The 24,425-nt window shown below is 45.4% G+C and carries 20 protein-coding genes; 12 read left to right on the forward strand and 8 right to left on the reverse strand.

Annotated elements, in window-relative coordinates:
• From F0228_RS01980 to F0228_RS02000, 5 genes are all read left to right on the forward strand, one after another.
• Positions 1-596 (forward strand): zinc-binding dehydrogenase (locus tag F0228_RS01980; RefSeq protein ID WP_171761806.1); only part of this gene is annotated, 596 nt, incomplete at its 5' end.
• A gap of 166 nt (positions 597-762) precedes the next feature.
• On the forward strand, positions 763-1,602 hold the full coding sequence (fghA, locus tag F0228_RS01985; protein WP_171761807.1) for an S-formylglutathione hydrolase: 840 nt from the start codon (positions 763-765) through the stop codon (positions 1,600-1,602).
• Positions 1,603-1,751: 149 nt separating this feature from the next.
• The gene (locus tag F0228_RS01990; protein WP_008218062.1) at positions 1,752-2,084 is read left to right on the forward strand and encodes a multidrug efflux SMR transporter; all 333 of its coding nucleotides are present in this window, start codon (positions 1,752-1,754) and stop codon (positions 2,082-2,084) included.
• A 186-nt stretch (positions 2,085-2,270) separates the two neighbouring features.
• Positions 2,271-2,672, forward strand: coding sequence for a hypothetical protein (locus F0228_RS01995; RefSeq protein WP_171761808.1), 402 nt, complete (start codon positions 2,271-2,273; stop codon positions 2,670-2,672).
• 185 nt (positions 2,673-2,857) lie between these two features.
• Positions 2,858-3,595 carry an NUDIX domain-containing protein gene (locus tag F0228_RS02000; RefSeq protein ID WP_171761809.1) on the forward strand — a complete coding sequence of 246 codons (738 nt, stop codon included), beginning with the start codon at positions 2,858-2,860 and terminating at the stop codon, positions 3,593-3,595.
• A 148-nt stretch (positions 3,596-3,743) separates the two neighbouring features.
• Here F0228_RS02000 and F0228_RS02005 read toward each other — a convergent pair whose 3' ends face one another.
• Positions 3,744-5,264 (reverse strand): aldehyde dehydrogenase family protein, encoded by a 1,521-nt coding sequence (locus F0228_RS02005; protein ID WP_171730946.1) that lies wholly within the window; start codon positions 5,262-5,264, stop codon positions 3,744-3,746.
• Positions 5,265-5,591: 327 nt separating this feature from the next.
• On the opposite strand from F0228_RS02005, the gene F0228_RS02010 reads away from it, so the two are divergent.
• The 3 genes from F0228_RS02010 (at position 5,592) to F0228_RS02020 (ending at position 11,478) form a co-directional block, all read left to right on the forward strand.
• Positions 5,592-7,379, forward strand: a complete 1,788-nt coding sequence (locus tag F0228_RS02010; RefSeq protein ID WP_105058796.1) for a sigma-54-dependent Fis family transcriptional regulator — start codon at positions 5,592-5,594, stop codon at positions 7,377-7,379.
• A 112-nt stretch (positions 7,380-7,491) separates the two neighbouring features.
• Positions 7,492-8,985, forward strand: a complete 1,494-nt coding sequence (locus tag F0228_RS02015; RefSeq protein WP_171761810.1) for a deoxyribodipyrimidine photo-lyase — start codon at positions 7,492-7,494, stop codon at positions 8,983-8,985.
• A 378-nt stretch (positions 8,986-9,363) separates the two neighbouring features.
• The gene (locus F0228_RS02020; protein ID WP_171761811.1) at positions 9,364-11,478 is read left to right on the forward strand and encodes a methyl-accepting chemotaxis protein; all 2,115 of its coding nucleotides are present in this window, start codon (positions 9,364-9,366) and stop codon (positions 11,476-11,478) included.
• A gap of 101 nt (positions 11,479-11,579) precedes the next feature.
• Here the strand turns inward: F0228_RS02020 and F0228_RS02025 are convergent, their stop codons facing one another.
• Positions 11,580-12,431: a LysR family transcriptional regulator gene (locus tag F0228_RS02025; protein WP_061033051.1), complete on the reverse strand. Its 852-nt coding sequence runs from the start codon at positions 12,429-12,431 to the stop codon at positions 11,580-11,582.
• Between the two features lie 98 nt (positions 12,432-12,529).
• Here F0228_RS02025 and F0228_RS02030 point away from each other — a divergent pair, with 98 nt between their 5' ends.
• Positions 12,530-13,177, forward strand: coding sequence for a glutathione S-transferase family protein (locus F0228_RS02030; RefSeq protein ID WP_061033050.1), 648 nt, complete (start codon positions 12,530-12,532; stop codon positions 13,175-13,177).
• A gap of 71 nt (positions 13,178-13,248) precedes the next feature.
• Here the strand turns inward: F0228_RS02030 and F0228_RS02035 are convergent, their stop codons facing one another.
• The 5 genes from F0228_RS02035 to F0228_RS02055 all read right to left on the reverse strand — a co-directional run bounded on the left by F0228_RS02035 (position 13,249) and on the right by F0228_RS02055 (position 18,277).
• A complete protein-coding gene (locus tag F0228_RS02035; protein ID WP_061033049.1) occupies positions 13,249-13,482 on the reverse strand; it encodes a helix-turn-helix transcriptional regulator in 234 nt (77 codons plus the stop codon).
• A 10-nt stretch (positions 13,483-13,492) separates the two neighbouring features.
• On the reverse strand, positions 13,493-14,041 hold the full coding sequence (locus F0228_RS02040) for a DUF2975 domain-containing protein (RefSeq protein ID WP_061033048.1): 549 nt from the start codon (positions 14,039-14,041) through the stop codon (positions 13,493-13,495).
• 130 nt (positions 14,042-14,171) lie between these two features.
• On the reverse strand, positions 14,172-15,110 hold the full coding sequence (locus tag F0228_RS02045) for a LysR family transcriptional regulator (protein ID WP_105058791.1): 939 nt from the start codon (positions 15,108-15,110) through the stop codon (positions 14,172-14,174).
• Positions 15,111-15,230: 120 nt separating this feature from the next.
• Positions 15,231-16,724: a DUF1254 domain-containing protein gene (locus tag F0228_RS02050; protein WP_116870998.1), complete on the reverse strand. Its 1,494-nt coding sequence runs from the start codon at positions 16,722-16,724 to the stop codon at positions 15,231-15,233.
• Positions 16,725-16,840: 116 nt separating this feature from the next.
• Positions 16,841-18,277, reverse strand: coding sequence for a DUF1214 domain-containing protein (locus F0228_RS02055; RefSeq protein ID WP_216619254.1), 1,437 nt, complete (start codon positions 18,275-18,277; stop codon positions 16,841-16,843).
• A 326-nt stretch (positions 18,278-18,603) separates the two neighbouring features.
• Here F0228_RS02055 and F0228_RS02060 point away from each other — a divergent pair, with 326 nt between their 5' ends.
• Positions 18,604-20,046, forward strand: coding sequence for an N-acylglucosamine 2-epimerase (locus F0228_RS02060; RefSeq protein WP_171761812.1), 1,443 nt, complete (start codon positions 18,604-18,606; stop codon positions 20,044-20,046).
• Between the two features lie 67 nt (positions 20,047-20,113).
• On the opposite strand, the gene F0228_RS02065 is transcribed toward F0228_RS02060, so the two are convergent.
• Positions 20,114-20,521, reverse strand: coding sequence for a hypothetical protein (locus tag F0228_RS02065; protein ID WP_102425500.1), 408 nt, complete (start codon positions 20,519-20,521; stop codon positions 20,114-20,116).
• Between the two features lie 386 nt (positions 20,522-20,907).
• Between F0228_RS02065 and F0228_RS02070 the strand changes: the two genes are divergently transcribed.
• Positions 20,908-22,749 (forward strand): carotenoid oxygenase family protein, encoded by a 1,842-nt coding sequence (locus tag F0228_RS02070; protein WP_171761813.1) that lies wholly within the window; start codon positions 20,908-20,910, stop codon positions 22,747-22,749.
• Positions 22,750-22,811: 62 nt separating this feature from the next.
• On the forward strand, positions 22,812-24,425 hold the full coding sequence (locus F0228_RS02075) for an FAD-binding protein (protein ID WP_061033034.1): 1,614 nt from the start codon (positions 22,812-22,814) through the stop codon (positions 24,423-24,425).

A 24,425-nucleotide genomic window follows, 5' to 3' on the forward strand; every position in this document is an offset into this window, starting at 1 on the left:
GTATGGGTGCGGTACTGAACACAGCTAAAGTTGAAAAAGGCGACACAGTTGCTGTATTCGGCCTAGGCGGTATCGGTCTTTCTGCAATCATCGGTGCTCGTATGGCTGGTGCAAGCAAAATCATCGGTGTTGATATCAACGAGAGCAAATTCGAGCTAGCAAAACAACTTGGCGCGACTGACTGCATCAACCCAATGAAATTCGACAAGCCAATCCAAGACGTTATCGTTGAGATGACAGACGGTGGTGTTGATTACTCATTCGAGTGTATCGGTAACGTAAACGTGATGCGTCAAGCTCTTGAATGTTGTCACAAAGGTTGGGGCGAATCTGTAATCATCGGTGTTGCAGGCGCAGGTCAAGAGATCTCAACTCGTCCATTCCAACTAGTAACAGGTCGTGTATGGCGTGGTTCTGCTTTCGGTGGTGTTAAAGGCCGCTCTGAGCTACCAGAAATCGTAAACCGTTACATGGCGGGTGAGTTTGGTCTTCAAGAGTTCATTACTCACACAATGAGCCTTGACGAAGTAAACGACGCATTCGACCTAATGCACAAAGGTGAATCTATCCGTACTGTTTTACACATGGACAGATAATTCTCCTTGGTCTCGGCACCTAGGTGTCGAGACCACAGTTCTGATTTAAACATCAGAGCGAAACTGTCTTCACCACCTCCTGCCCGGTGGGTGGTGAAACCTTTGGCTTAAGCTATAGAAAACAAATACATAAATTCCGAAACCATCAACCTACGGAGCACAATAAATGACAATCGAAAACATTAGCCAAGCAAAGGTTGCTGGTGGTTGGCACAAACAATACACCCACTTTTCTGCAACGCTTGACTGCGATATGCGTTTCGCGATTTTCTTGCCACCCAATGCAAGCAAAGAAAACCCAGTTCCTGTTTTATATTGGTTATCAGGCCTAACCTGTACCGATGAAAACTTCATGCAAAAAGCCGGCGCATTTAAAGCTGCGGCTGAGCAAGGCATCGCTATTGTTGCACCAGATACAAGCCCACGTGGTGAGAACGTTGCCGACAATGAAAGCTACGACTTGGGCCAAGGTGCAGGCTTCTACGTGAATGCTACTCAAGCGCCATGGGACAGCCATTACCACATGTACGATTACGTGGTAACAGAGCTTCCAGCACTGATTGAGTCTTTCTTCCCTGTAACATCAGTGAAATCAATTTCTGGTCACAGCATGGGTGGACACGGTGCCCTTACGATTGGTATCAAGAACGAAGATAGCTACCGTTCTATCTCTGCATTTAGCCCAATCAGTAACCCAATGCAATGTCCTTGGGGCCAAAAAGCATTTAACCAATATCTAGGTTTAGATATTGAAGAGTGGAAACAGTACGACGCCTCTGAGCTTCTAAAAACGAAAGGCACTAAGCTGCCAATGTTGGTTGACCAAGGCGAAGCGGACAACTTCCTAATTGAACAGCTGAAACCTGAACAGTTAATTGAAGCAGCGAAAGTAAACAATGCTGATTTAGAGCTACGTATGCAGCCTGGTTACGACCACAGCTACTACTTCATCTCTAGCTTTATTGATGAGCACATTGAGTTCCACGCAGCTTACCTAAACAAGTAGTCACACCTATTTAGCCCGCACCTTGCAAAAGCGTGAGGTGCGGGCTTTTTTGTGCCTGCAATATGAGCTAATCCGCGATTAGCACCAATTACCACTTTCAAACACTCTTGCTATACCAACACAAACAATACAAAGATAAAGGTACGAATATGAGCTGGTTTTTCTTGATGATGGGCGTAATGGCTGAAGCACTTTCTCACGTTGCACTTAAAGCCACTGACGGGTTTAGTTTGTCTAAGCCAGTGCCCGCATTGCTGGTGATCTCTGGGCACTTGGCAGCGTTTCTATTTTTGAGCCAAGCGATGAAGGGGATGCCTGTTGGTGTGGTGCACTCTCTATGGGCTGGATTAGCCATTTTGACAGTGAGCTTAATCTCGACCTTCGTTTACAGCCAACACCTGGACACAAAAGTTTGGATTGGCATGGGGCTTGTTGCCGCAGGCGTCATGTTGATCAACCTATCACAAGGCCACGCTCATTAATTGGACTATTAGTTGTCGTAAGGGGCTTACCCGTTCAGATTTACAAGCCACAAATTATGAACAGTGAGTCAATTTGTTCAAATTTCCTAACAGAGTGGTGCCGCCTTCACTTATTCATACTCTTACAATCGACAAATCAAACCTGTTACCATAGCGCCTTCAACATCACCTATTTTGAAGGTTGCTATGAAAGCAATTAAGACTCTTTTCTTCCTAATGGTTTTATTGAGCGGTCTATTTACCGCTTGGCTATTTATTCCGATTCCAGCGACCATGGACAAGCAAACGCTCGACGTTCCATTAACGGAACCATTCAAGCTTGTGGCATATCGCAGCAATCCGAATGATGCGAGCAAGCCATTTACTTATCACTACTATGTGATATCCGATGCCGTTGGTGTCGATGACATGGACCCGTTTTTGATTACGACCGATCAGTTTGTGAAGCTTGGCGACTTCGACGAGAACACATTCAAGTTAACGGTAAACGGCAAGATAGAGAGTTACACCAACGATTTGTGGATTGAAAAATCTGACGGTAAGCTTCAACACTGGTATGTCAGCGTTGATGCAAACTACGTTCGTTAGATACGAACTCAAATAACTCCAACTTTAAAACTGCGCTCTGGTTTCCAAGCGCAGTTTTTGTTTCTTACCTACCGCTTTCCCCAGCAATCTGCATGTCACCGGCTTTTCGGGTGTCATAACCTCTACATCTGTTATAAGCTCCCTCTATAAAGGCTCTCAATAAATCAAACAACAAAGGACCACCCGTGGAATTTACGCTCGACAAATTTAACGGCATCATCATCGACCCGCTGACAGCACCACACGATGCCGACTCATTCCACGCTGAGCTCAGCGAAATCACCGAGTTTTCAAAGCAAAATAACAAAGGCATTATCTGGATCAGTTTACCTATTTCACTGTCGCATCTAATCCCAGTAGCAACCGAACTTGGCTTTGTGTTTCACAACTGTTTGGAAGACGAAATTACGCTGATTCATAAATCCGAGATTGTGGAGTTTGTGCCTTTCATCCCAACCCACACCTTGGGCGCAGGCGCATTGATCACTAACGAACACAACCAAGTGCTGATGATTAAAGAACACGGCATGACGGGCTACAAATTACCGGGCGGTCATATTGAGTTGGGTGAAGGCATTGAAGAATCGGTGGTTAGAGAAACCTTAGAAGAGACAGGCATCGAAGCCACGTTCGTTTCAGTGGTTGGCATGGCAACGCGCCACCCATATCAATTTGGCAAATCGAACCTCTACTTTGTTTGTCACCTTATCGCTCAAACTCAAGAGATTGAGATTCAAGACACGGATGAAATTGCGGAAGCCAAATGGATTGATGTTGAAGAGTATATTAACAACCCCGACAGCTACCCGTTCAACCGCCAGTTAGTCGGCTCTTTGATAGGCAAACAAGGATTAGAGCTGACTCAACTAGAAGGCAACTATGGCCCGAACCATAAGCCAGAAGTCTTCTTTTCGAAAAGCTAGAATACTTCAAACATAAAAACGCCCAACTCTAATGAATTGGGCGTTTTGGTTTTACTTTCACTTTTTATTTTTCTTGATCAAGCCGACTGCGTTGTTAGTTATTCTTTGTATCCATGATTCATTCTCATACTTTTAGAACGAACCTGTATTAGAAGAAGCCTAACGGATTAGTATCGTAGCTGATCAGCAGGTTCTTCGTGTTTTGGTAGTGATCGAGCATCATCTTATGTGTCTCACGGCCGATGCCCGACTTCTTGTAACCACCAAACGCCGCGTGTGCTGGGTAAGCGTGGTAGCAGTTCACCCAAATACGCCCCGCTTCAATGTTGCGTCCCATGCGGTACGCGAGGTTTGCATCACGAGTCCAAACGCCAGCGCCCAAGCCATATTCGGTATCGTTGGCAATTTCCAACGCTTCGGCTTCGTCTTTAAAGGTGGTTACTGCGATAACAGGGCCGAAGATCTCCTCTTGGAAGACACGCATCTTGTTGTTGCCTTCGAGCATAGTTGGTTGGATATAGTAACCATTACCCAGATCATCCGGTTGCTGCGCGATTTCCCCACCAGTTAGCACTTTCGCGCCTTCTTGGCGGCCAATCTCTAGGTAGCTTAGAATCTTATCGAACTGCTCTTGAGAGGCTTGTGCGCCAACCTGAGTGTCAGTATCTAATGGGTTACCTTGCTTGATGGTTTGAGCGCGCTCGACAACTTTGGTGATGAACTTGTCGTAGACCGATTCGTGGATCAACACACGCGATGGACAGGTACACACCTCACCTTGGTTAAAGAACGCCAGCAGCATGCCTTCTACACACTTATCTAGGTACTCATCTTCATAATCAAAAATGTCTGGGAAGTAGATGTTTGGAGACTTACCGCCAAGCTCAACGGTTGATGGAATCAAGCTTTCAGCCGCACATTTCAAAATATGGTGGCCGACTTCTGTTGAGCCAGTAAACGCCAATTTAGCCAAGCGGTCACTAGTTGCTAACGCTTGACCTGCTTCGCTACCAAAACCATTCACGATGTTGACCACACCTGCAGGCAGGAGATCCGCTATCTTCTCCATCATCACCAAAATCGATGTTGGTGTTTGCTCAGCTGGCTTCATCACCACACAACAGCCTGCTGCCAGTGCGGGGGCCAATTTCCAAGCCGCCATTAAAATCGGGAAATTCCAAGGAATGATCTGCCCTACTACGCCAATTGGCTCTGGGAAGTGGTAGCTTGCAGTGTTTGAATCGAGCTCGGCTGCGCTGCCTTCTTGCGCTCGAATACAACCCGCAAAGTAACGGAAGTGATCGACAACCAACGGAATGTCTGCCGCCAGAGTTTCACGAACTGGTTTGCCGTTTTCCCACGTTTCAGCGACTGCGATCTCTTCTAGGTTCGCTTCAATGCGGTCAGCAATTTTAAGTAGGATGTTCGAACGCTCTGTCACACTGGTCGCAGCCCAACTCGCACGAGCTGCATGCGCCGCATCGAGTGCTAAGCTAATGTCCGCCTCGGTTGAGCGCGCCACTTGGCAATACACCTGACCATTCACGGGAGACGTATTATCAAAATACTCGCCGCTGACAGGCTTCACCCACTCGCCACCAATAAAATTATCGTATTGGGCTTTAAAGTTCACTACTGCGTTGTCACTACCCGGCTGTGCGTAAATCATAATTAGATCCTTCTTAGATGTGTTGTTCGTTATTGAGCGAGAGCTGTCTTATTTTTGTGGCTACTTCTCTTGAGAAAAGAACTCATGACAAGACGCCTATGTTTATGCTTTCTGTTTAAAACACTGATAATTCGTGTTTTCTTCACAACAAGAACAACGCAAATCACACGCCACAACCTTAAAACTTGTTGTTAATAAATTGTAAAACTATGATTACCAAACATTTACAATCCAAAGTGAGTTGGCATTGAACGGCCGTATGGAAACCAATCCAGTGTTCAACTGTTCCAATTTGGTACACTCTCACTGTTACGACATGGAACAGTCATGCACCTTCAACAAGCAAACACCTCAGATTGGCTTTCGTCCTCTTGGCACCGCAGCACCGAAGCGGGGCTGAAACAGAGACGTCTTCCCGAAGATATTCGCCTGCCACAATCAATTCTCAAGCAGCGACGTCATCAATCATCGAGCTTGATTCAAATCGTCGAGCGCAATGCACTGCCTCTGTTTAACCAGATGTTTGCACGTACCGACAGTCGTTTGATCTTGACCGACATTGAAGGGGTGATTCTGGCTAGTTGGGGACAAGAGAGATTCAAGGAAAAGCTGACTTCGATTGCACTCAGCTCTGGAGCGTGTTGGCAGGAACAACTCAAAGGGACCAACGCCATTGGCACGGCGATCGTGGAAGCTAAACCTGTAACCATCATTGGTGAGCAGCACTTCATCCACCAGCATCGATTTATCAGTTGTTCAGCAAGCCCAGTGTTTGATCATCAAGGGCAAATGGTTGGCGTATTGGACATTACCAGTGAGCAGCAGCAACACGATAGTTCGGTGCAACTGCTCGTTCAAAACATGGTTCAGCTTGTTGAGAATCAGTTATTGAGCCATATACCACAAGGCACGACTCGCATTGATCTCGCATGTGAGAAATCGCTACTTCATAGTGGTTGGCAAGGGATTGTGATAGCCAATGAAGCAGGTGAGGTAGTCGCGCATAATCAGGTCGCTTCACAACTTTTAGATCAAACCTCGATCGTCGGTGAGAGTATCGACACCCTCTTCAACCGAACTTCAATAGATGCGCCCTTTGTGTTTGAAAAACAGCACCTAAAACGCCCAACAGCCAAGCGCACACGCTCTATTTCAGCGTCGTGTGATTTACACCATGGTGAACAACAGATAGAGCACGCTTGGCAACAGGCCAATAAGGTTCTCGATAAAGGCATTAGCCTATTAATCCTTGGTGAAACAGGTGTCGGAAAGGGCGAGTTTGTTAAGGCGTTACACAAGCAAAGCCAGCGTAAATCGTCGCCCTTAGTCGCAGTGAATTGTGGTGCATTACCGAAAGATCTTATCGAATCTGAACTGTTTGGCTACGCACCGGGGGCTTTTACTGGCGCGAGCCACAAAGGATTCCAAGGCAAGATCCGCCAAGCAGATAAGGGAATTCTGTTTCTAGATGAGATCGCCGACATGCCATTAGAGGCTCAATGTCGATTGCTGCATGTTCTGCAAGACAAATCCGTGGTGCCTGTAGGTTCCAATCAGAGCTATCAAGTCGATTGTCAGATCATCGCCGCAACACATAAAAACCTTGAGCAGCTAGTCGCAACTGGAGAGTTTCGACAAGATTTGTACTATCGCCTAAATGGCTTGGCGTTTACCTTACCAAGCCTGCAACAGAGACAAGATAAACACGCTTTAATCGAAAACATTCACCGTAAATACGCTGAAGATGAGCAAACAATCTGCCCGCATTTGATGGGGTTGCTATGCGCCTATTCATGGCCGGGTAATATCCGCGAGTTAGACAACCTACTTAAAGTCGCCACTTTACTGGCAAACGACGAACCACAACTCACACTCGAGCATGTGCCCAGCCATCTAGCTCAACACCTCACGTCGTTAGCGCATGATAATCACCACCAATCGACAACCTCTAATGCCATAAAAGGTACAGCGAGTAACGATTTAAGAAGCACCGTTGAAGAAACCTTGTTGCAAACTTATCAAGCCAACCAAGGCAACATCAGTAAGACGTCACGCATACTTGGTATCAGCCGTAATACGATTTATCGAAAACTAAAAAGCTTAGGCATTCTCTAATAATGAAAACAGGAGATCATAACCTGCCCTTTCATTATCGAAAATAAAACTCACTTCCAGTGAGACGTTTTGCCCTCTGATTCGTAATGCTTGAAAACGAAAGAGGGCTCAGATGCAAACAATCAACATAGTGTGGCTAAAGCGTGATTTAAGACTCACCGACCACGCACCTTTACAACACGCTTTATCAGGTCAACACCCAACGATATTGCTCTACATTTTCGAACCAATGCTGCTAAACAATGCCCACTATTCTGAGCGACATTGGCGGTTTGTTTGGCAGTCGCTGCAATGCATGAACCAGTCGCTGAAAGAGTATGGACATCAGGTCTCAATACTTCATGGCAGTGCGGTGGACTGCTTCGAAGTGATCCAATCTCGTTACCACATTAAAAACGTCTTCTCTCATCAAGAGATAGGATTAAATTGCACTTTTGAGCGTGACAGAGAACTCTCTGCTTGGTTTACAGATCACAACATCCCATGGCAAGAGTTCGCACAAGGCGCTGTCGTAAGAGGGTCGAAAGACAGAATCGGTTGGGACAAGCACTGGAACAATGTCATGCGTGCTCCCATAGAAGAAAATCAGTTAACGACAGAATCACTGCATACCCTTGATCCTGAAGAGCTTGAACTCGCTATGGAACCTCCACAAGCATGGTTAACCAAAATTAACGGCATACAAACGGGCGGAAGTGCACTGGCATGGGCAACGTTACACGACTTCTTTGAGCGCCGTGGTCGCGATTACTATCGCAGCATCTCAAGCCCAGAAGCTTCACGACATGCCTGTACACGTCTATCCCCATATTTGGCTTGGGGCAATATATCGCTGCGTGAGGTTTATCAACACCTGTTGGGGCACTGGCAAGTCGCAGGGTTTCGTCGCAGCTTGATTGCGCTCTCATCAAGGCTTCACTGGCACTGTCATTTCATGCAGAAGTTTGAATCGGAATGCGCGATGGAATATCGCTGTATCAATCACGCCTACGAAGCACTCTTGCAAAAAGAGACGGTAAAAGATCCGACACATCTTCAGGCATGGAAGATGGGGATGACAGGTGTGCCATTGGTCGATGCCTGTATGCGCTGCCTGCATCATACGGGGTACATTAATTTCCGCATGCGCTCAATGCTGGTGAGCTTTCTCACTCACCATATGAACATGGACTGGCGTGATGGTGTCACACACTTAGCGCAGCTGTTCCTCGATTTTGAACCCGGCATTCATTACCCACAGTTTCAAATGCAAGCTGGGGTAACGGGCATCAACACCATCCGAATTTACAACCCAACAAAGCAAGCCCTAGAACACGATTCCGATGGGGACTTCATCCGAAAATGGGTACCCGAACTTTCAGACATACCCACTCCACTTCTGTTTGAGCCTTGGAAGATGACACCTATGGAAGTCATGATGCACGAGCTTGAACCAGACTCCCCTTACCTTAATCCAGTCGTCGACCTCGAAGTGAGCGCCAAGGAAGCACGAGTGCGTTTATGGTCATGGAGAAAGCTGACGGAAGTGAAACAAGAACGCAGTCGTATTTTGTCACGCCACGTTAGGCCACCGAAGAAACAAAGCAAAACAACACGGGCAAGCTAATACAACGTGTTCCCTCTTTAAATCACTTATAAAAAGAGTGGTAATTCATTGGGTTAAATAAATTTAATTGTGATCGTCGTCATATAATGAGTAATAGACTCGCGGTCACAAACTATAGAGGAAAAATTGCACCCTTACTAAAACATTAAACTCACCTAATCATCATTAAAACTAATAAATACATAAAGTTAGCGATTACTAAATGATGATTTTCATATTCATCTAAGCGTTGCGAGCAAAGCCAAAACTGCACATTATGCAATCTTGTTTATATTTTTGATCTCCCTATTCTTTTTGTGTTCATTTTTTTGCATTTTCCGTTCACTTATCTTGTTTAAAATCTCTGCAAAACTACCACTATTTAGCTAGAGAGATCATATGTTTAACAGTATACGAACGCGAATTGCGGTGAGTGCAGGCGGGGCGATGGCTTTCACCCTGTTGATCGCAATGGGCATGACCACTAGCGCTTTTACTGATGTGAACAAACAAGTCACAGAGAAAGTAAAACTACAGTTAACCGATGCTACGACAACCGATTTACAAAATACGGCACTTCAGCAAGGGTTAAACATTTCTAACCAACTTAACCCGGTACTAGCTAACTTAACACAAGCACGTTCAATCATTGAGTTGAGTTCAGAAACGGACGCTAGCGCAGACCTTATCGTTAAACAGTTTACTGCCGCGCTAGAAGCACAAAACAAAGCCGTATTTGCCGGCTACATGGTGTGGGAAAACAAGACTTGGCCACAACAAACCGATCTCAATGGAGAGATCAACTTGGACAGCGAATTAGGCTTTAATAGTCAGGGCTACCTTGCCCCTTTCTTCTCTCCCAATGACCAAAACAGCTTTGACGCGGTCGCAATGGAGAGCTTCAGCAATACCGAGCTAAACAGCAATGGTGAACGCAAAGACGACTGGCACTTAATGCCTTACCAAACCGGTAAAACATTCGTAATGGAGCCGTACTTCTATCCGGTTCGTGGGAAGCAAGAACTCATTACTACCATCAGCCAGCCGATCAAACAAAACGGTAAGATCATTGGCTCACTTGGCTTCGATTTGTCACTTCATGAACTGCAAAGCCAGAGTGAAGGTCTTGCTCGTTACCTGTTCGACGGACAAGGTAGAATCCTCATCACTTCATGGAAAGGCATTACTCTAGCCAACAGCAGTGCTCGAAACATGGTTGGTAAGAAAGTCTCACCAGAGCTAAAAAAAGAATGGTCGCGCGTTCAGTCTATCGCTAAACAGTCCGGGGCTGGGTTGGTTACATTTGGCGGAGAGGAATACGCCATAACTGCTATCGAAACTAGCGACGCACCGTGGGTAGTCATGGTGTCGGTTCCCAGTAGTCACCTTGCAAAAAGTGTCGACGAGTACACCCAGTGGAGTGATGAACAGAATTCGAAAGCGCTTGAAAAAGGTGTGTGGGCGGGGATCGTCGCCGTTCTTCTAGGCATCATATCGATGGCGTTGATCGCCAACTCACTGGGCAAAGTTCTCAATAACTTGGTCGAGCGATTCAAAGATGCCGCACAAGGCGAAGGCGATTTAACCTACCGCATCGAAGTAAAAGGAAAAGACGAGACCGCGCAACTGGCTCACTGGTTTAATACCTTCCTATCTCGTATACAAGAGATGCTACTTACTGTCATGGCGACTGCAGACCAAGTCGATAAAAACGCGACTGAAGGCCAAGCGCGTGCAGAGGTATCTCGTGACCAGTTGAACGCTCAAGTAAACGAAGTGAACTCACTCGCCACTGCAATCAATGAGATGAGTGCAACTGCGCAAGAAGTGGCGAACTCAGCCGTGCAAGCCGCTGCCGCAGCGAGCCAAGTACAAAGTAATAGCCTTAACGGCATGACACGCATGGACAATGCTGCCAGCGCGGTTGATAGCTTAGCGGTTCAAGTGAATGATGCGCAGCAACAAACGCAAAACTTGGTCGATTCAAGCACTGCGATTCAAGGCATTTTAAGCGAGATTGGGGGTATTGCAGAACAAACTAACTTGCTTGCACTGAATGCTGCCATTGAAGCTGCCCGCGCAGGCGAAGCAGGCCGAGGATTTGCTGTGGTTGCCGATGAAGTACGTAACCTAGCAAACCGTACTCAAGGTTCGACCGAAGAGATCCGTTCGATGCTAGCACGCCTAGAGCAAGAGACCCAATCTATCGTGGTCTTGATGGAGCAAAGTCAAAAGCAAGCGAATGATACCAAAGGCGAAACTCAAGCCGCTCATTTGGCGCTGTCTGAGATTAACCAAGCCATTGAAGTCATCAACGACATGAACAATCAAATCGCTTCCGCCGCTGAAGAGCAAAGTTCAGTATCTGAAGAGATTAACCGTAACGTAGTCATCATTAACGACACCGCTGTGGAAGTGATGGACACCATGACTTCCTCGGTAGAAATCAGTAATGAGCTGACAGTAAAAGCCGGAGATTTACACGGAGAGTTGAGCAAATTTAAGCTCTCGTAATTCACCCTCTCTTCTATAAAAACAAGGCCGAGAAACGCAATGTTCTCGGCCTTTCTATTTATTGATCACTCGCAGCATCAATGCCTCTCACCGAGCAAAATCTAATTGGAATCTAATTCAATCAGCTGATTGAGCACCTCTTTGTCCAATACTGGATGATGCTTACTCGCGAGCAACAGTACGATGTCTACCGCAGGTAACGGCGGCATATCATCGAGAATCTTCAAATCAGGCGTGACACTGAGTTTGCCCATCGCACCAATTGCCAACCCAGCTTTGACGATTGCACGCTGCGCTGAAGCCGTATTACTACACGCTAAAAGCTGATATGGCGTGTCTTGTTTGGTTAAACCATTAACTGCCGCAGCATGGTATTTACAATCCGTCTGGAACAATGCGAGTGGGACAGGTTTAGAATCATCAAACACAAAATCAGGGCTACTTATCCAAACGCCCACATCATTGGTTAACCAATATCCCTCTTCGCTATCGGGAGCACGGGTCACGATCGCAGCATCAAGCCTACCATCATCAAGCCACTCTCTAAGCGTAATGCTCGGCAAGCTAAATACTTGAATGGAACACGTAGGTTCTGCGTTTTGCAACAGCTTAATCACTTTCGGCAAGATGCTGTCGTTATAGTCTTCAGGGCAACCTAATCGTAGAGGCTGTTTGTCCTCATAACGTTTTACTTGTTTCAATGCCGTATTGTGGAGTGCGACGAGCTGCTCCGCATGAGAACGCAATGCCAAGCCCGCCTCAGTCAATACTAGGTTGCGTCCTTCCTTTTGAAACAGAGTAACGTTAAGTTCTTCCTCTAACTTACGCATCTGAGCGCTAAAGGCCGACTGGGTGCGATTAATCTGCTTTGCAGCACGTGTAAAACTGCTGGTCTCCACAAACGCAAGAAAGCCTCGCAACGCATCAATATCCATATTGAAATCACCACCCATCGTTTTTATTAATGTATTGCATCAAAATTATCCGTTAGTGCGCCGTAATACAATCCCTTAAGCTCAAATGCATACTCACCAAACGCAAGGAAGCATTTATGCAGCTTTATATCGCTAATCAGAACTACTCAACTTGGTCACTGCGCGCATGGCTAATATTCGATCACTACAACCTCAACGCAGACGTCATCAAACTTAAGCTATTCACTCCAGATTTTTATGACACGTTAGCGAAAGTTACGCCCACCGCAAAAGTGCCGACTCTAGTTGATGGTGACGTTGCAGTGTGGGATTCACTCGCAATTCTCGAATACGTTAATGATGCCTACCTAAACGGCGCTGCCTGGCCAACATCCGTTGCAGAGCGCGCCTTAGCCCGAGCTATCTCGGCAGAAATGCATTCTGGTTTTTTCAACATCAGAAATGAATTACCAATGAATTGCCGAGCCAAAAGAAAACTGGTTTTGAGTGAAGGTGCACTAAAAGACATCGCTCGCATCGATGCCATTTGGTCTGAGCAAATGGAACGATACCCAGAGGGCTGGCTATTTGGAGAATGGTCGATTGCCGATGCGATGTTTGCACCTGTAGCACTGCGAGTCGAAACCTACGGCATCCAGCTTTCGGAAAAAGCCCAACAGTATCAACAACGAGTGTTGAACAGTCCGTCGATAAAGAAATGGTTGGCAGAGGCGAGTTTAGAAAAAGATATCGTTGAAGAAGACGAGGCAGGAGAACCTGTTTAGTTTGTAACGAATGAGTCTCGAACAACTTCGAGACTCATTATTTTCGTAAGGGAATACGATTTACGAGCTCGCTATTCAGCAGTAGCGCTCTCTTGATGAACGTTCGCTTCAAATTCCAATATGTCACCCGGTTGGCAATCTAACACTTCACACAACTTGTCTAGTGTAGATAGCCTTACCGCTTTAGCCTTGCCATTCTTTAACACCGACAGGTTGGCTTCGGTAATCCCAACCTCTTTTGCCAATGTCTTTAATCGCATTTTTCGCTTGGCCATCATAATGTCTAAATTAATGCGGATAGTCATGACAAGTCCTTTAAATCGTTTGGCTGTGCTCATCAGCCAGAATATAACCTTCTTTCATCACCCATGAGATGATCAAAATTATTATACCTAATATAAGTGTCAAAAAGTCCATCCCCACAAAACTAATCTCAAAGATACGCTCACCTGGTGGATTATTGAACGACAAAATCACTGACATCAATGAACCATAGATAACCGACCCCAAAACCCAATAAAACAAGCTATACCCGAGCTTCTGGTAAGACAGTGCATTTTCTAGAGAGAAGATTTCGCCTCGCTCATAGTTGCGGAATAAACGTATCAGAACGAGTAGTGCGTATATCAGGATGCTAGACATCGCTAAGCTTGTGAACGCAGCAACCATTCTTGTTGTCATAGTAAGTGGCAACATCGTGTAACTCTCGATGTCATAAGTGAGGTAAAAAATACCAGTCGAACTTATAAAGTCATAAGGAGTCTCAACGGTTAACCAGAAGTAGCACACCATGATAGGAGTAAGCACAAGAAAAGACTGCAATAGCATGCGGACACGTCGGCTTTGTTTTTGGATGTTAGACATAGTTAATGTTCCTGTTAAGTTGACAGGAGGATACTAAGATCAAAACAAATGATGATCAACAATAAATTATCGTTTTGCGATAACTTATTGTTGACTAGGATTATCAAAAGAAGCTGTTTACTATTTGTATTCAGAGTGTGTTATTCAACAATTCACTAAATCTAGACGCTATCCACTGATGCGAAGCAGATGTAAATGTACGTTGATGTTGTAATAAATAGAGATCTACGTGATATTGTTTACTGTCTACAAAATCGTAAATGTCCACAAACCGACGGTCGAAATCCGGTAGTGAACTCAACGCATTCATACCAAAAATCACCGCATCTGAGCGAGATGCGATCTCCATTAACACATGAGTTTGAGTACTTCTAAGTTTTGGTCGCTTATCGCTTTCAAGCTCTAACAATATTTGCTGAAGAGGCGTGTTAAATGCTTGTTTGTGGTCTTCTTCTACATTCATAGCGAGCACCGGGTATCGCATGATTTCATCTAACGTAGTGTTACTTCCCACTAGAGGATGGTCTCTCCGAACAAAAAGCTTGGGGTAAATGGTTCCTAACTTTGTCGCTTGGTATTTTTGATCTAACGAGCTTGCATAATGAATAGCAAAGTCGAGTTTCCCTTTGTCTAATAAGTCATAAGGGTTACTTTTCGCAGCCATCTCTATCAAGTTCACATCCGGAGCTTCTTCAAATAAATCCAAGGCTAGATTGGGAAGAATGGTACTTCCTAGAAAAGTAGGCAATGAAATCGAAAACGTATCACTGCATTTTCGAGCATCAAATTGATTACGGTGAAACAACGCGCTTAACTGAGGAAGAATGTGTTGCAGTTCTTGACCTAATTCTAGTGACTTTGATGTAGGTGTCAGGCCGGTAGATGTTCGAATAAACAAGGGATCATCGAAGGTCTCTCTCAAACGTTTTAAACTGCGGCTCATCGCTGACTGTGAAACAAATAACGCTTTTGCAGCATTGGTTACGTTACGTTCTCTCAATAAGCAATCAAAAGCCACCAGCAGATTTAAGTCGACTCGATTCAATTGATATGAAATATCCTTTTGCATAAATCTCCTAGTAATATGGGCAATAACGTCGTTTAGATCGAGATAACCATAACACGAAAAGATACACCCTCTAAAAGGGTGTATCCTATCTTGATTATCTTCTATTTCACTTTGATAAAATCACTTGTTTACTTTAACAAAATCACTCGGTTTCCATGAATTATCAAACCATTTTTCTGTCGGTGAATACATACGGAAGATGATATTAAAACCTTTACCTTCGGTCGTTTGAACCCAGTTATTTTCCATTCCTTTTGGTGCATTTGGAGAAAAGTGTATAGTGATTGAACCATCACTGTTTTTCTTAATTCCTTCGCTCAAACCATCGATACCCGCAGATTTTTGGTCGGTTTCTAACATCGAACGCGTCTGATTATCGTAGATCATAAACGACCAGAACTTCTCTACAGGCGCATTCGGCGGCAGTGTCACCGTATAGTGCTGACTACCATCTAACACTTCTTTATTGGCATCACGCGTCGCCAATAAATAATCTGACCCTTTACCTACGGTTTTCGTCACCATATCCGGGGTAATACCCGTAGCCATAAAGTGGAAAGTTGCTCGCATGTCAGAGTCAATCACGCCATTGGTGTCTTTAAACTCATGGCCTGAGACCAACGGAGTAAACCATTGCCTATCATCGTAGCGGAACATTTCCTCTTTAGGATGGAAGTAGGTTGAACGCGCTTCAGCCGTTGCTATTTTTGCCGCTTCCGACAGTATTCGTTGCATGCGTTTATTAGGAGAAAAATCCTGACCCTTTTCGATTCCGATATCTTTGGCTAGCGACAACCATTCAGCATCAAAAATAGCCGTAGGCTCATATTGAATGAGTGCATTCACCTCATCGTAAAATGTCGCATCCATGGCATGAATGGTGTTGTAGTCGACACCTGAAATATTCATGAACTCTGTTTTGTCTTTCTCTCCATACGGGTAAAGCTTAGTGGTCTCTTTCAGTGTCGCAATGCTCGCTTGCATTTCATCTGGCGAGCTTACAAGGCGCAGCAATAGCCAGTGCTGGTAACCTTCACTGACAACCTCAATGTATCCTTCAGGCACCTCTCCTTTCCACGAAGAATGACGGATAAAGTACTTACCTGATTTTTCGACGTTGTCAGGGTGGGTAACACCAATTCGGTCTACATATTTAAACGCCGCATTGTCGAGTAAGCCAAGTACAGGAGTAGGTATTTCCAGAACAACCGGGCCATTTTTCACATCAATTTCAGAAGTGATATACGGCGTTGTTGTATTGGCGGTTAACCACAGGCTATTGGCATCTAAGTTGCCTTCAGAAACCGCAATGGTTTGGTTCGGCTTCATGCCAATACTTTCGTGCCCAAGCAATAACCCTTGTATCGAAGCAACAGGAATACCGGATAGAAAGACACGAACCGCATTGGAGACTTGCACAAAGTCTTGCACCTTAGCGTGCGTTTCTTCAGTAGGTGCGCCATCGGTATAGTTCAACTCACCTAGATAGGCTGACTCAACCTTATTTGGTGTAATGATGCTCTCTGGCACTTGCGCACTATATTGAGGCTCAGCAAAGGCGAAAGATGAACAGCCTAAAGTAATCAGTAACGTAGCAATAATCGATTTTTTCATGATAGTTTCTCTTGTCTAAAGTGACTCACATAACCTAGGCAGCACCAATGTTTTCTATATTGAGTGGGACGCACTAGGTTATTTATTTCCAGAGACGGTCGAGTCTCTATCGCTGGCTAGTCACTGATTTTCTCCATGTCTTCTAGCATCCAGTTCTTAAAGAATGTTTTCGAGGTTGGTCGGTAAAGTCGGAACAATAAGAAGTAATCTTCACCACCTGTAGGAACCCAGTTTTCCTCTTGCCCTTTTGGTGCTTCTGGGCCGAAGTACAGGTCGTAAGAGCCGTCTGGATTCTTTTTCATCGTGTCAGCGTTTCGAGAAGATAGTCCTACTCGGTCGAAACCTTTAACGAAGTTCTTGGTTTCCATGTTGTAAACAATCGCAGACCAGAAATCTTCGACTGGAGTATCGGCGGGTACATTGAGCTTGTACGTCGCTTTGCCATCTAACATCTCACCTTCTGAGTCTCGTAGGCCCGTAAGGTAAAAAGTTGAACCACCCAACTGTTTCGGCAAGTAAGTTACGTAGAAGTAAGATGCAGCACGCTTATCCACCAATACCTCATCTTCATCAACGAAAGGGAAACCAAGCTGAGCTTGAGGGCCAAAATTCCAGAAAGACCATTGTGAAAGTGGTTTGCCATTTTCATCTTTCCATAGTGCGCTAACCGTTTGATCAGGCTCTACGAATTTCGACTGCATGTGTGCATATGCCATTAGAACCCCTTCACGCATGGCTTTTTTCTGCTCTTCTGACGGGTCGAACTTTTTGCCTTTCTCGATACCAAGATCTTTTAATAACGAAACCATCGCTTTGTCTTGCGTTCTTACCGGGTTCTCCTGAATGACATCATCGATGTCTTGGAAGAACGTCTCGTTGTAATACGGAAGGCTGTCATAAGCGACATCCGTTGCATCTAAATAGTCTGTTTTTGGTGGATTGTTAGATTCAGCAAGGTTGTAGATCTTGATTTTCTTCGCGTAGTTCCCTGCATCCAAATCTGTTGCGCCATTGGTTAGCGATGGTCTGAAAGAGAATCCATATAGGTAAGTGTCGGTTTCAAATACCAAGTAGCCTTGGCTTTCAAGTTCTTGCTTGGTACCGAACTCATTGTCGTAACCTGGTGGTAAGAATAAATATTTTCCACCTTTGCCTTCGTCGGCACCTTTGTAACCCACATCTGTAATTGGAACTTCCCATTGGTTCACAACCGAGCCAAAGTAATTCACTTTGTCGGTCGCGGCAGGCACTTCAATAACGACAGGACCATTTTTAGAGGTTGTGGTCGCCCATGCATAAGCCGTGGTGTCGTTAGCAGTAAGGAAACCTTTCTCTGAGCCAAAAGGTTCATTAACGTAAACCACATCATTGAAATCACCATTCAGGTCACGGCGAGTCGCTTTTAAGAAATCAATTTGAGTTACCGCAGGCATATAGTGAATCGCCGTTTGAGTAGCGCGCTGCACCATCATTTTGTATTCAAGATTTTCAATCTGTGATGCGCGGTTAAGGATGTCATCGGTATCATCAAATGATTGTGAATAGACAGGCACTGTGCTGATAGCGAGTAGCGAGTAGCGAAGCTAATAGAAGTTTTTTCATGTTGAGCATATCTCTTCGTAAAGGTGAAACATTCAATTGTTTAAAAAACATCCTTTGTTTGAATCCAGTATACGAATGAGACCAAAATTCATCCAATGACTTATAGTCATTACTAATTATTCTAATTTTGGATAATGCTAGATGAAATTCGATTGACTCATGACCTTGAATCTTTCTCTCTAAACCGCTCTAATTTGATCGATTGTGATCGCCTAATCACAATGTGCAGACCTGATTGTTTATATTCAAGCAAATTCAATTCATTAAGATAAACATCATGTTACGAACCTCTATCGTATTACTCAGTGTCACAAGCTTGGCTGTATCTGCCAATATATCCCTACCCTCAGGTGAGGACTGGATAGCTCATGCCAGCGAAGGATTAGCGCCTTATTGGATGATGCCGAGTGCTCAAGGAGAACCGATAGGCAACTTCCCGACGTTTCGTTGTGATGATGGGACATTGCTTGATGTGACCAACGTTTGTCCTGAGTTAGATCGAGGCTGGATCACGCCACACTTCGGCAAAGAGTTCACTCGGATGAAGTCACGCCAAACCTATGCTTATGGCGTGCTCTACCACCTAACCGGAGACAGACAAGCATTAGCGCTCGCTAAGCAAGGGGCTTACTACCTCATTGAACACTTAGAAGATAAACAAAATGGTGGTTTCATCAGCTTCACCAAAGACGGCAAAGCAGGGCTTGAGTGGCAACAGCGAACGGCTCAAGATCAAGCATATGCGCTAGTTGGCTTAGCCATGTACTACTACCTAACTCAAGATAAGAAGGTAGAAGAAGCACTCATCGCTCAACAAGCTTTTATCTTTAATAAATATCGACTTAACGACAGCAGCGGCCTAGCGTGGGTGCTTGCCGACGGTGAAGATGGCAAAGCCACTCAGCGGGAATTGGTTGCACAACTTGACCAGATTAACGGCTACATGCTGTTAATAGCTCCCCTACTGAAAGAGCCTACCAAGACAAAATGGCTTGATGATCTGAATTGGCTGACACAAACCATGATCGAGCACTACCACTCCGAAGATGAACAACGCTTTTACGGTGCCATTCACAGCAAAGCAGCCATGATGCCGAACGCCAATCACAATGATTTTGGTCACACCATCAAAGCGTATTGGATGACTTACCTTACCGGACAAACTCTGGATAACTCCGAATGGAAAGAGTTCGGTATACAAGGGATGAAGCACACTTTAGCCCAAGCGCAGTACCAAAAAGATTTCACCGATGTATTCCAGTACTTTGGCGGCAAGCTTCAGAAGGCATGGCAAGGACGAGAGATTACTGGCTGGCAAAGCAGACCAAACACTCATTGGGCTTCGTCATGGGAATGGACTGAGCTCGACCAAGCGGCAATGACGGTATCGCTTGTAGATGGTTCGATGAAAGAAACCCTACAATACACGTTGCCGACTTTTCACGATGTGTGGGTCGACCACAAATATGGTGGTGTAGGGCTTGAACCTAAGCGCACTAAGGCTTTTCATTGGGGCAACGGCTACCATCAATTTGAGCATGCGTTGATTGGTTACTTATATGCCAGACAAGTGGAAGGCAAACCTGCAGTGCTTCACTACGCGAGACCAGCTAACAGCGAGATACCAATGGAACCGTATTACTATCAAGGCGATGTGGTTGAGTTAGAAAACCTAGACGACGGAACCCAGAAGGTCAGTTTCAATAACATCCGGCCTTAGCAGGTTTTCTTAAGCGCACAACGAAAATGAGCCCGTTCAAAGGGCTCATTTTGCTATCTTTTTTTTACTATCTTCTTTTGTTCTGCTCTACCAGCTTTTCATTCCATGCGGTATTGCCATCACGCTTAGAGACATCGTACTCCGCACAGAACTGAGATATGGTCATATTGTTATCGCCAGTGGCAAGCTTGAGAGCCAACTGAACTTGTTGAAGCTTGCTTTGTAGTCGCAAGATTTGACCAGCATTTGGGCTTTTCTCTTTGGCGTATTTTAAAGCCGCATGCTTACGTTCTGCCGCGCCAGCTCTACGATCCGCTTCTGATAACAGATACTTTAACTGCGCAACACTCTTGCCCTTCTTAAAAGCAGGATCAAGCAGCTCAACGCACTCATCAAACGATGGGTTGATAACGTATGGGTCTACTTTATGTGCCTGTTGGCGCATCCACTCTAGTGCGAGTTTTTCATCTGACATAATCGAATCTTTTCCAAAGAAATAGCCCTATATGGTATCGCTCAATAGCGAATGGCTGCAATAGCAAATTAACTTATCTCACGCCTTTAAATACAACGTTACAGAAAGTATTGGTGCCACGCATCAAGAAGCACCCTCTCTTCAAATATTGGCGTTAGAAAGGAAATAAAGAGCTAACCACACCGTTAAAACTCGCCAAACCAAACACAAGCAAAACGAAATTAAAAACATTTAAATCAATAGCTTATTGATATTAACCCGTGTAATTCACCCGTCAAATTACACGACTTCTTTGCACTCTTTCATAGTTTTGTACATTACTCATTCTAGCCAATAAAACTCACCTACTTTGTTTATATGCATGGACAAACATATAAATCAGAGCAATGAAAAGACGTACATTTTTGAAAAGCGTAGCTGGAGCTGCCTTTGTACCAACCCAACTTTTGGCTTCGCAAGGCAACAATCATTCCTTATTTCCGGTCTCAATTATGCAGGGTGGGCGCAGCGCAACCTCGGGAGATTTACACCTTCTTAGTGGAGAGTTGCCAGCTGATATCAATGGTCATGTGTTTTTTTCTGAAGGGATACCATTGGAGCCAAACCACCTGAGTCCGAACGGCCGCGGCGCTCTAACCCGTCTCGACTTTTCGCCAAGCAAAGTTTCTTTCTTGCGTAAGATGATTGATACCCCGTCAGCCATCATGCAACAGCATATCTCCTATGGTTATGACAGCTTTAAATTACTTGGTGGTATGGCTTATTACAGCCCGACGATGGGATTCGTCAATTATTGTAATACCGCGCCCAACTACCTGGGTGACAACCGATTCGCGCTCAGCTACGAAGGTGGGGTTCCCTACGAATTTGATGCGCTGAGCTTAGACCTGGTCACACCGATTGGTCACTATGATGAGTGGCAGAGCAGTCTTCCACCTTGGATGAGCCCTTTTATTCCTGACAAATGGCTGTTTCCACAAGTTCGTACCACAGGCCATCCGTATTTTGATCTCGAGTCGGATGAATGTTTCACCATTAACTACGGTGGAAACATTTCCAATACGAGTACTAGAAATGGATTTATACGGCTTCTGAAATGGGATAAGCACAGCCCTCTACAAGGCTGGAACATTATTGGCCGTAACGGTAAGCCTGCCTTTATCGCAGCAACCGCTCACTCTCTTGGTGTAACACGCCACCACATCCTCGTATTTGAAACTGCAGCGCAAGTCGAGCCGCTACGTATGATCGGTATATCGTCGGTTTATGCTCAGCAACATCGGACTCCAACTTGGATTATTCGTAAGAAAGATCTCTACCCCGGGCGCGATTATGTGGTTGCCGACTACCTAGAACTGGATTTCGATACCTCAGACATCATGTGTAATTACGATGACCATGACAACGAAATCACTCTATACGGCCAATACCTAGGAGCGATGGACAAATCGGAGCCCCAATACACGCGCGATAAGCGATGGTTTGGTGGAAGAACTCCGAGTCAATTGGCAGGTTACCCTGCAGCACCCATTGATGTCGGCGGCTTAGTACGCGCAAGGATCCAAATTCAACCGCAATCCGTCCGACACATAAATGAAGACTTCAGACTGATACGAGACGACCGACTTTTCTGGGATATGAATGATCCCGCGTACCGTGGACACTTTCAGTTCCCAGAGCAATTTGAACACATTTATTGGGCTGCCGTTGGCTACCGTAAAGACCATGTCATCAAGCGTGTCGCCGACGCCTATGAGCACTACCCCAATAGAAGATTCACCAACGATTCATTACCTCAAACCGACCAACCCTCGGCTTTAGTGCACATGGACTGCCTTTCGATGAATCTCGCCGATGCGTATCAATTTCCCTCAGATTGTGTGATGCGAACGCCTCAGTTTATGGCTCGCCCTAACAGCACCTCTCAAGACGACGGCTATATATTCACAGCCGTGGTTCGTAGCCACCCTACTCATGGCATTGGAAATGGCAAAGAGATCTGGATCTTTGACGCACAAAACTTAGCACAAGGCCCATTAGCGATCTTAGGACATCCACAGCTAAACTTTGCTACTACGAATCATGCGCTATGGGTGGCAGAGATAGGCCCGAGACCTGCCGATGCCTATAAAGCCAACGTCGGAGACTTTTTCCGTTCACGTTTATCAAGTCATCGCAGCGCTGTTCAAGAAGTCATTCAACAACACATTCTGCCTCGATTTGGCTAATCCATTCGATAAAGAAAACCACCGTTAAAAATCAATCTCGACTAAACCACAAGGAAGTCTTAATGAAAATAAAAACCATGGTACTTGGTAACGCTTTGCTTGCTGCGGTAATGGGGACAGCTTTCTCTCTTCATTCCTATGAACCGGAAAGAGAGATTTCTAACTACCAAGGAACATACACCTGCCACCCTGAAGCGATTTACGACCCACGTTCTATTGATGAAGTGCAGAACATCGTCCAAGACGCTCTGATACGCGGTAAGAAAGTGATGACGGGAAATCGCAAGTTCGCCAGCCAAATCGATGCCGCCTGCGCCGGTGACGACCAAGTTCAAATCACTCTGAAGAATATGAATAAGATCGTTCACTTCGATGCAACAAATAAGACCGTCACTGTTGAAGCCGGTATGCGGTTCAACGATCTCAATGACTTCTTACGCGGGCAAGGTTACGCGATCAACATGGTGACTGAGTTAGCTATCTTTACCGTTGGTGGCATGCTGGGCAGTGGCACACACGGCTCTACGTTAGATAGACCAAGCAACATGCTCGCTGACTACGTTACCCAGCTAAAAATTGTTGATGGGCAAGGCGAGGTCAGAGTACTTGAGGGCGATTTACTGGACGCCGCAAGAGTGAACCTTGGTGTACTTGGCGTAGTGGTTGAAGCGACCTTAAAACTTGAAGATGCCTTTAAAGTGAAAGCAGAAATCACCGGTTATCGAGATGATTCCGACCTTGAAGACGTGGTACTGGATATTGCACACAACAACTACTCTGCGAACATCGCATGGTTCCCTGGTCTAGGGCGTTACACCACCACACTTTACAACCCAGTACCAATCGAGACAGAAGGCCAAGCCTACAATGCACAAGCCGATGTCACAGATGCGGAAGAGTTTTTCTTCGGGCTACTGTTTAATGCCGCACACGAATTCCCGGGGGCTGGTTTGCAATGTCTTGCTGCCGTCGCTCGTTACAATGGCCGAGCAAAGTCCTACTTCAGGGACAGTATCACAGGTAAGACAGTTGATGAGCCTATCGGCTATTCAGACCAAATGCAGTACTTCGAATGCAAGGACCCGAACAAATGTATATGGGATCGTCTGCCTATCGCGCTTCAAGAAGTTGCTATCGACATTGAGCGCCTACCAAACTGGATCAATGATGTCCGCCAGATCGTCGACGCACACCCACGTACTTGCTTCCCACTCAATGGTATTTACTTCCGATTTGGTAAAGCTTCCGACAGTTACTTAGGAATGAGCGCAGGACGAGATACCGCTTTCGTCGGCATTGAATACACACTGCGTAAAGAGGGTAAGAAAGAACCTAAAAACTACTTCGTGAACCTAGAAATAGAGCAAATGTCGCTGCGAAAATATGATGCGCGACCTCACTGGGGTAAAAACTCAGTCGCTATTTTTGAGGACATGCCCTCTCGCTTCCCGATGTGGCCTGAGTTCTTGCAAGCCAAAGCGGAGCTGGACCCTTTCGATACCTTCACCAACCCATTCTGGGAGCGTGTGAGTGGTGAAACGCCATTAGAAGATTATCTAAAACCAGGATGTAACGTGCGTGGCGAATGTTACTGTCAAGAAGATGCCCACTGTCAATCAGGGACGACTTGTCAATCAGGGCTCTACTTCACTGACGCTCGTATCTGCCGAAAATAA

The sequence above is a fragment of the Vibrio sp. 99K-1 genome (assembly GCF_013114585.1).
GTDB lineage: Bacteria > Pseudomonadota > Gammaproteobacteria > Enterobacterales > Vibrionaceae > Vibrio > Vibrio chagasii_B.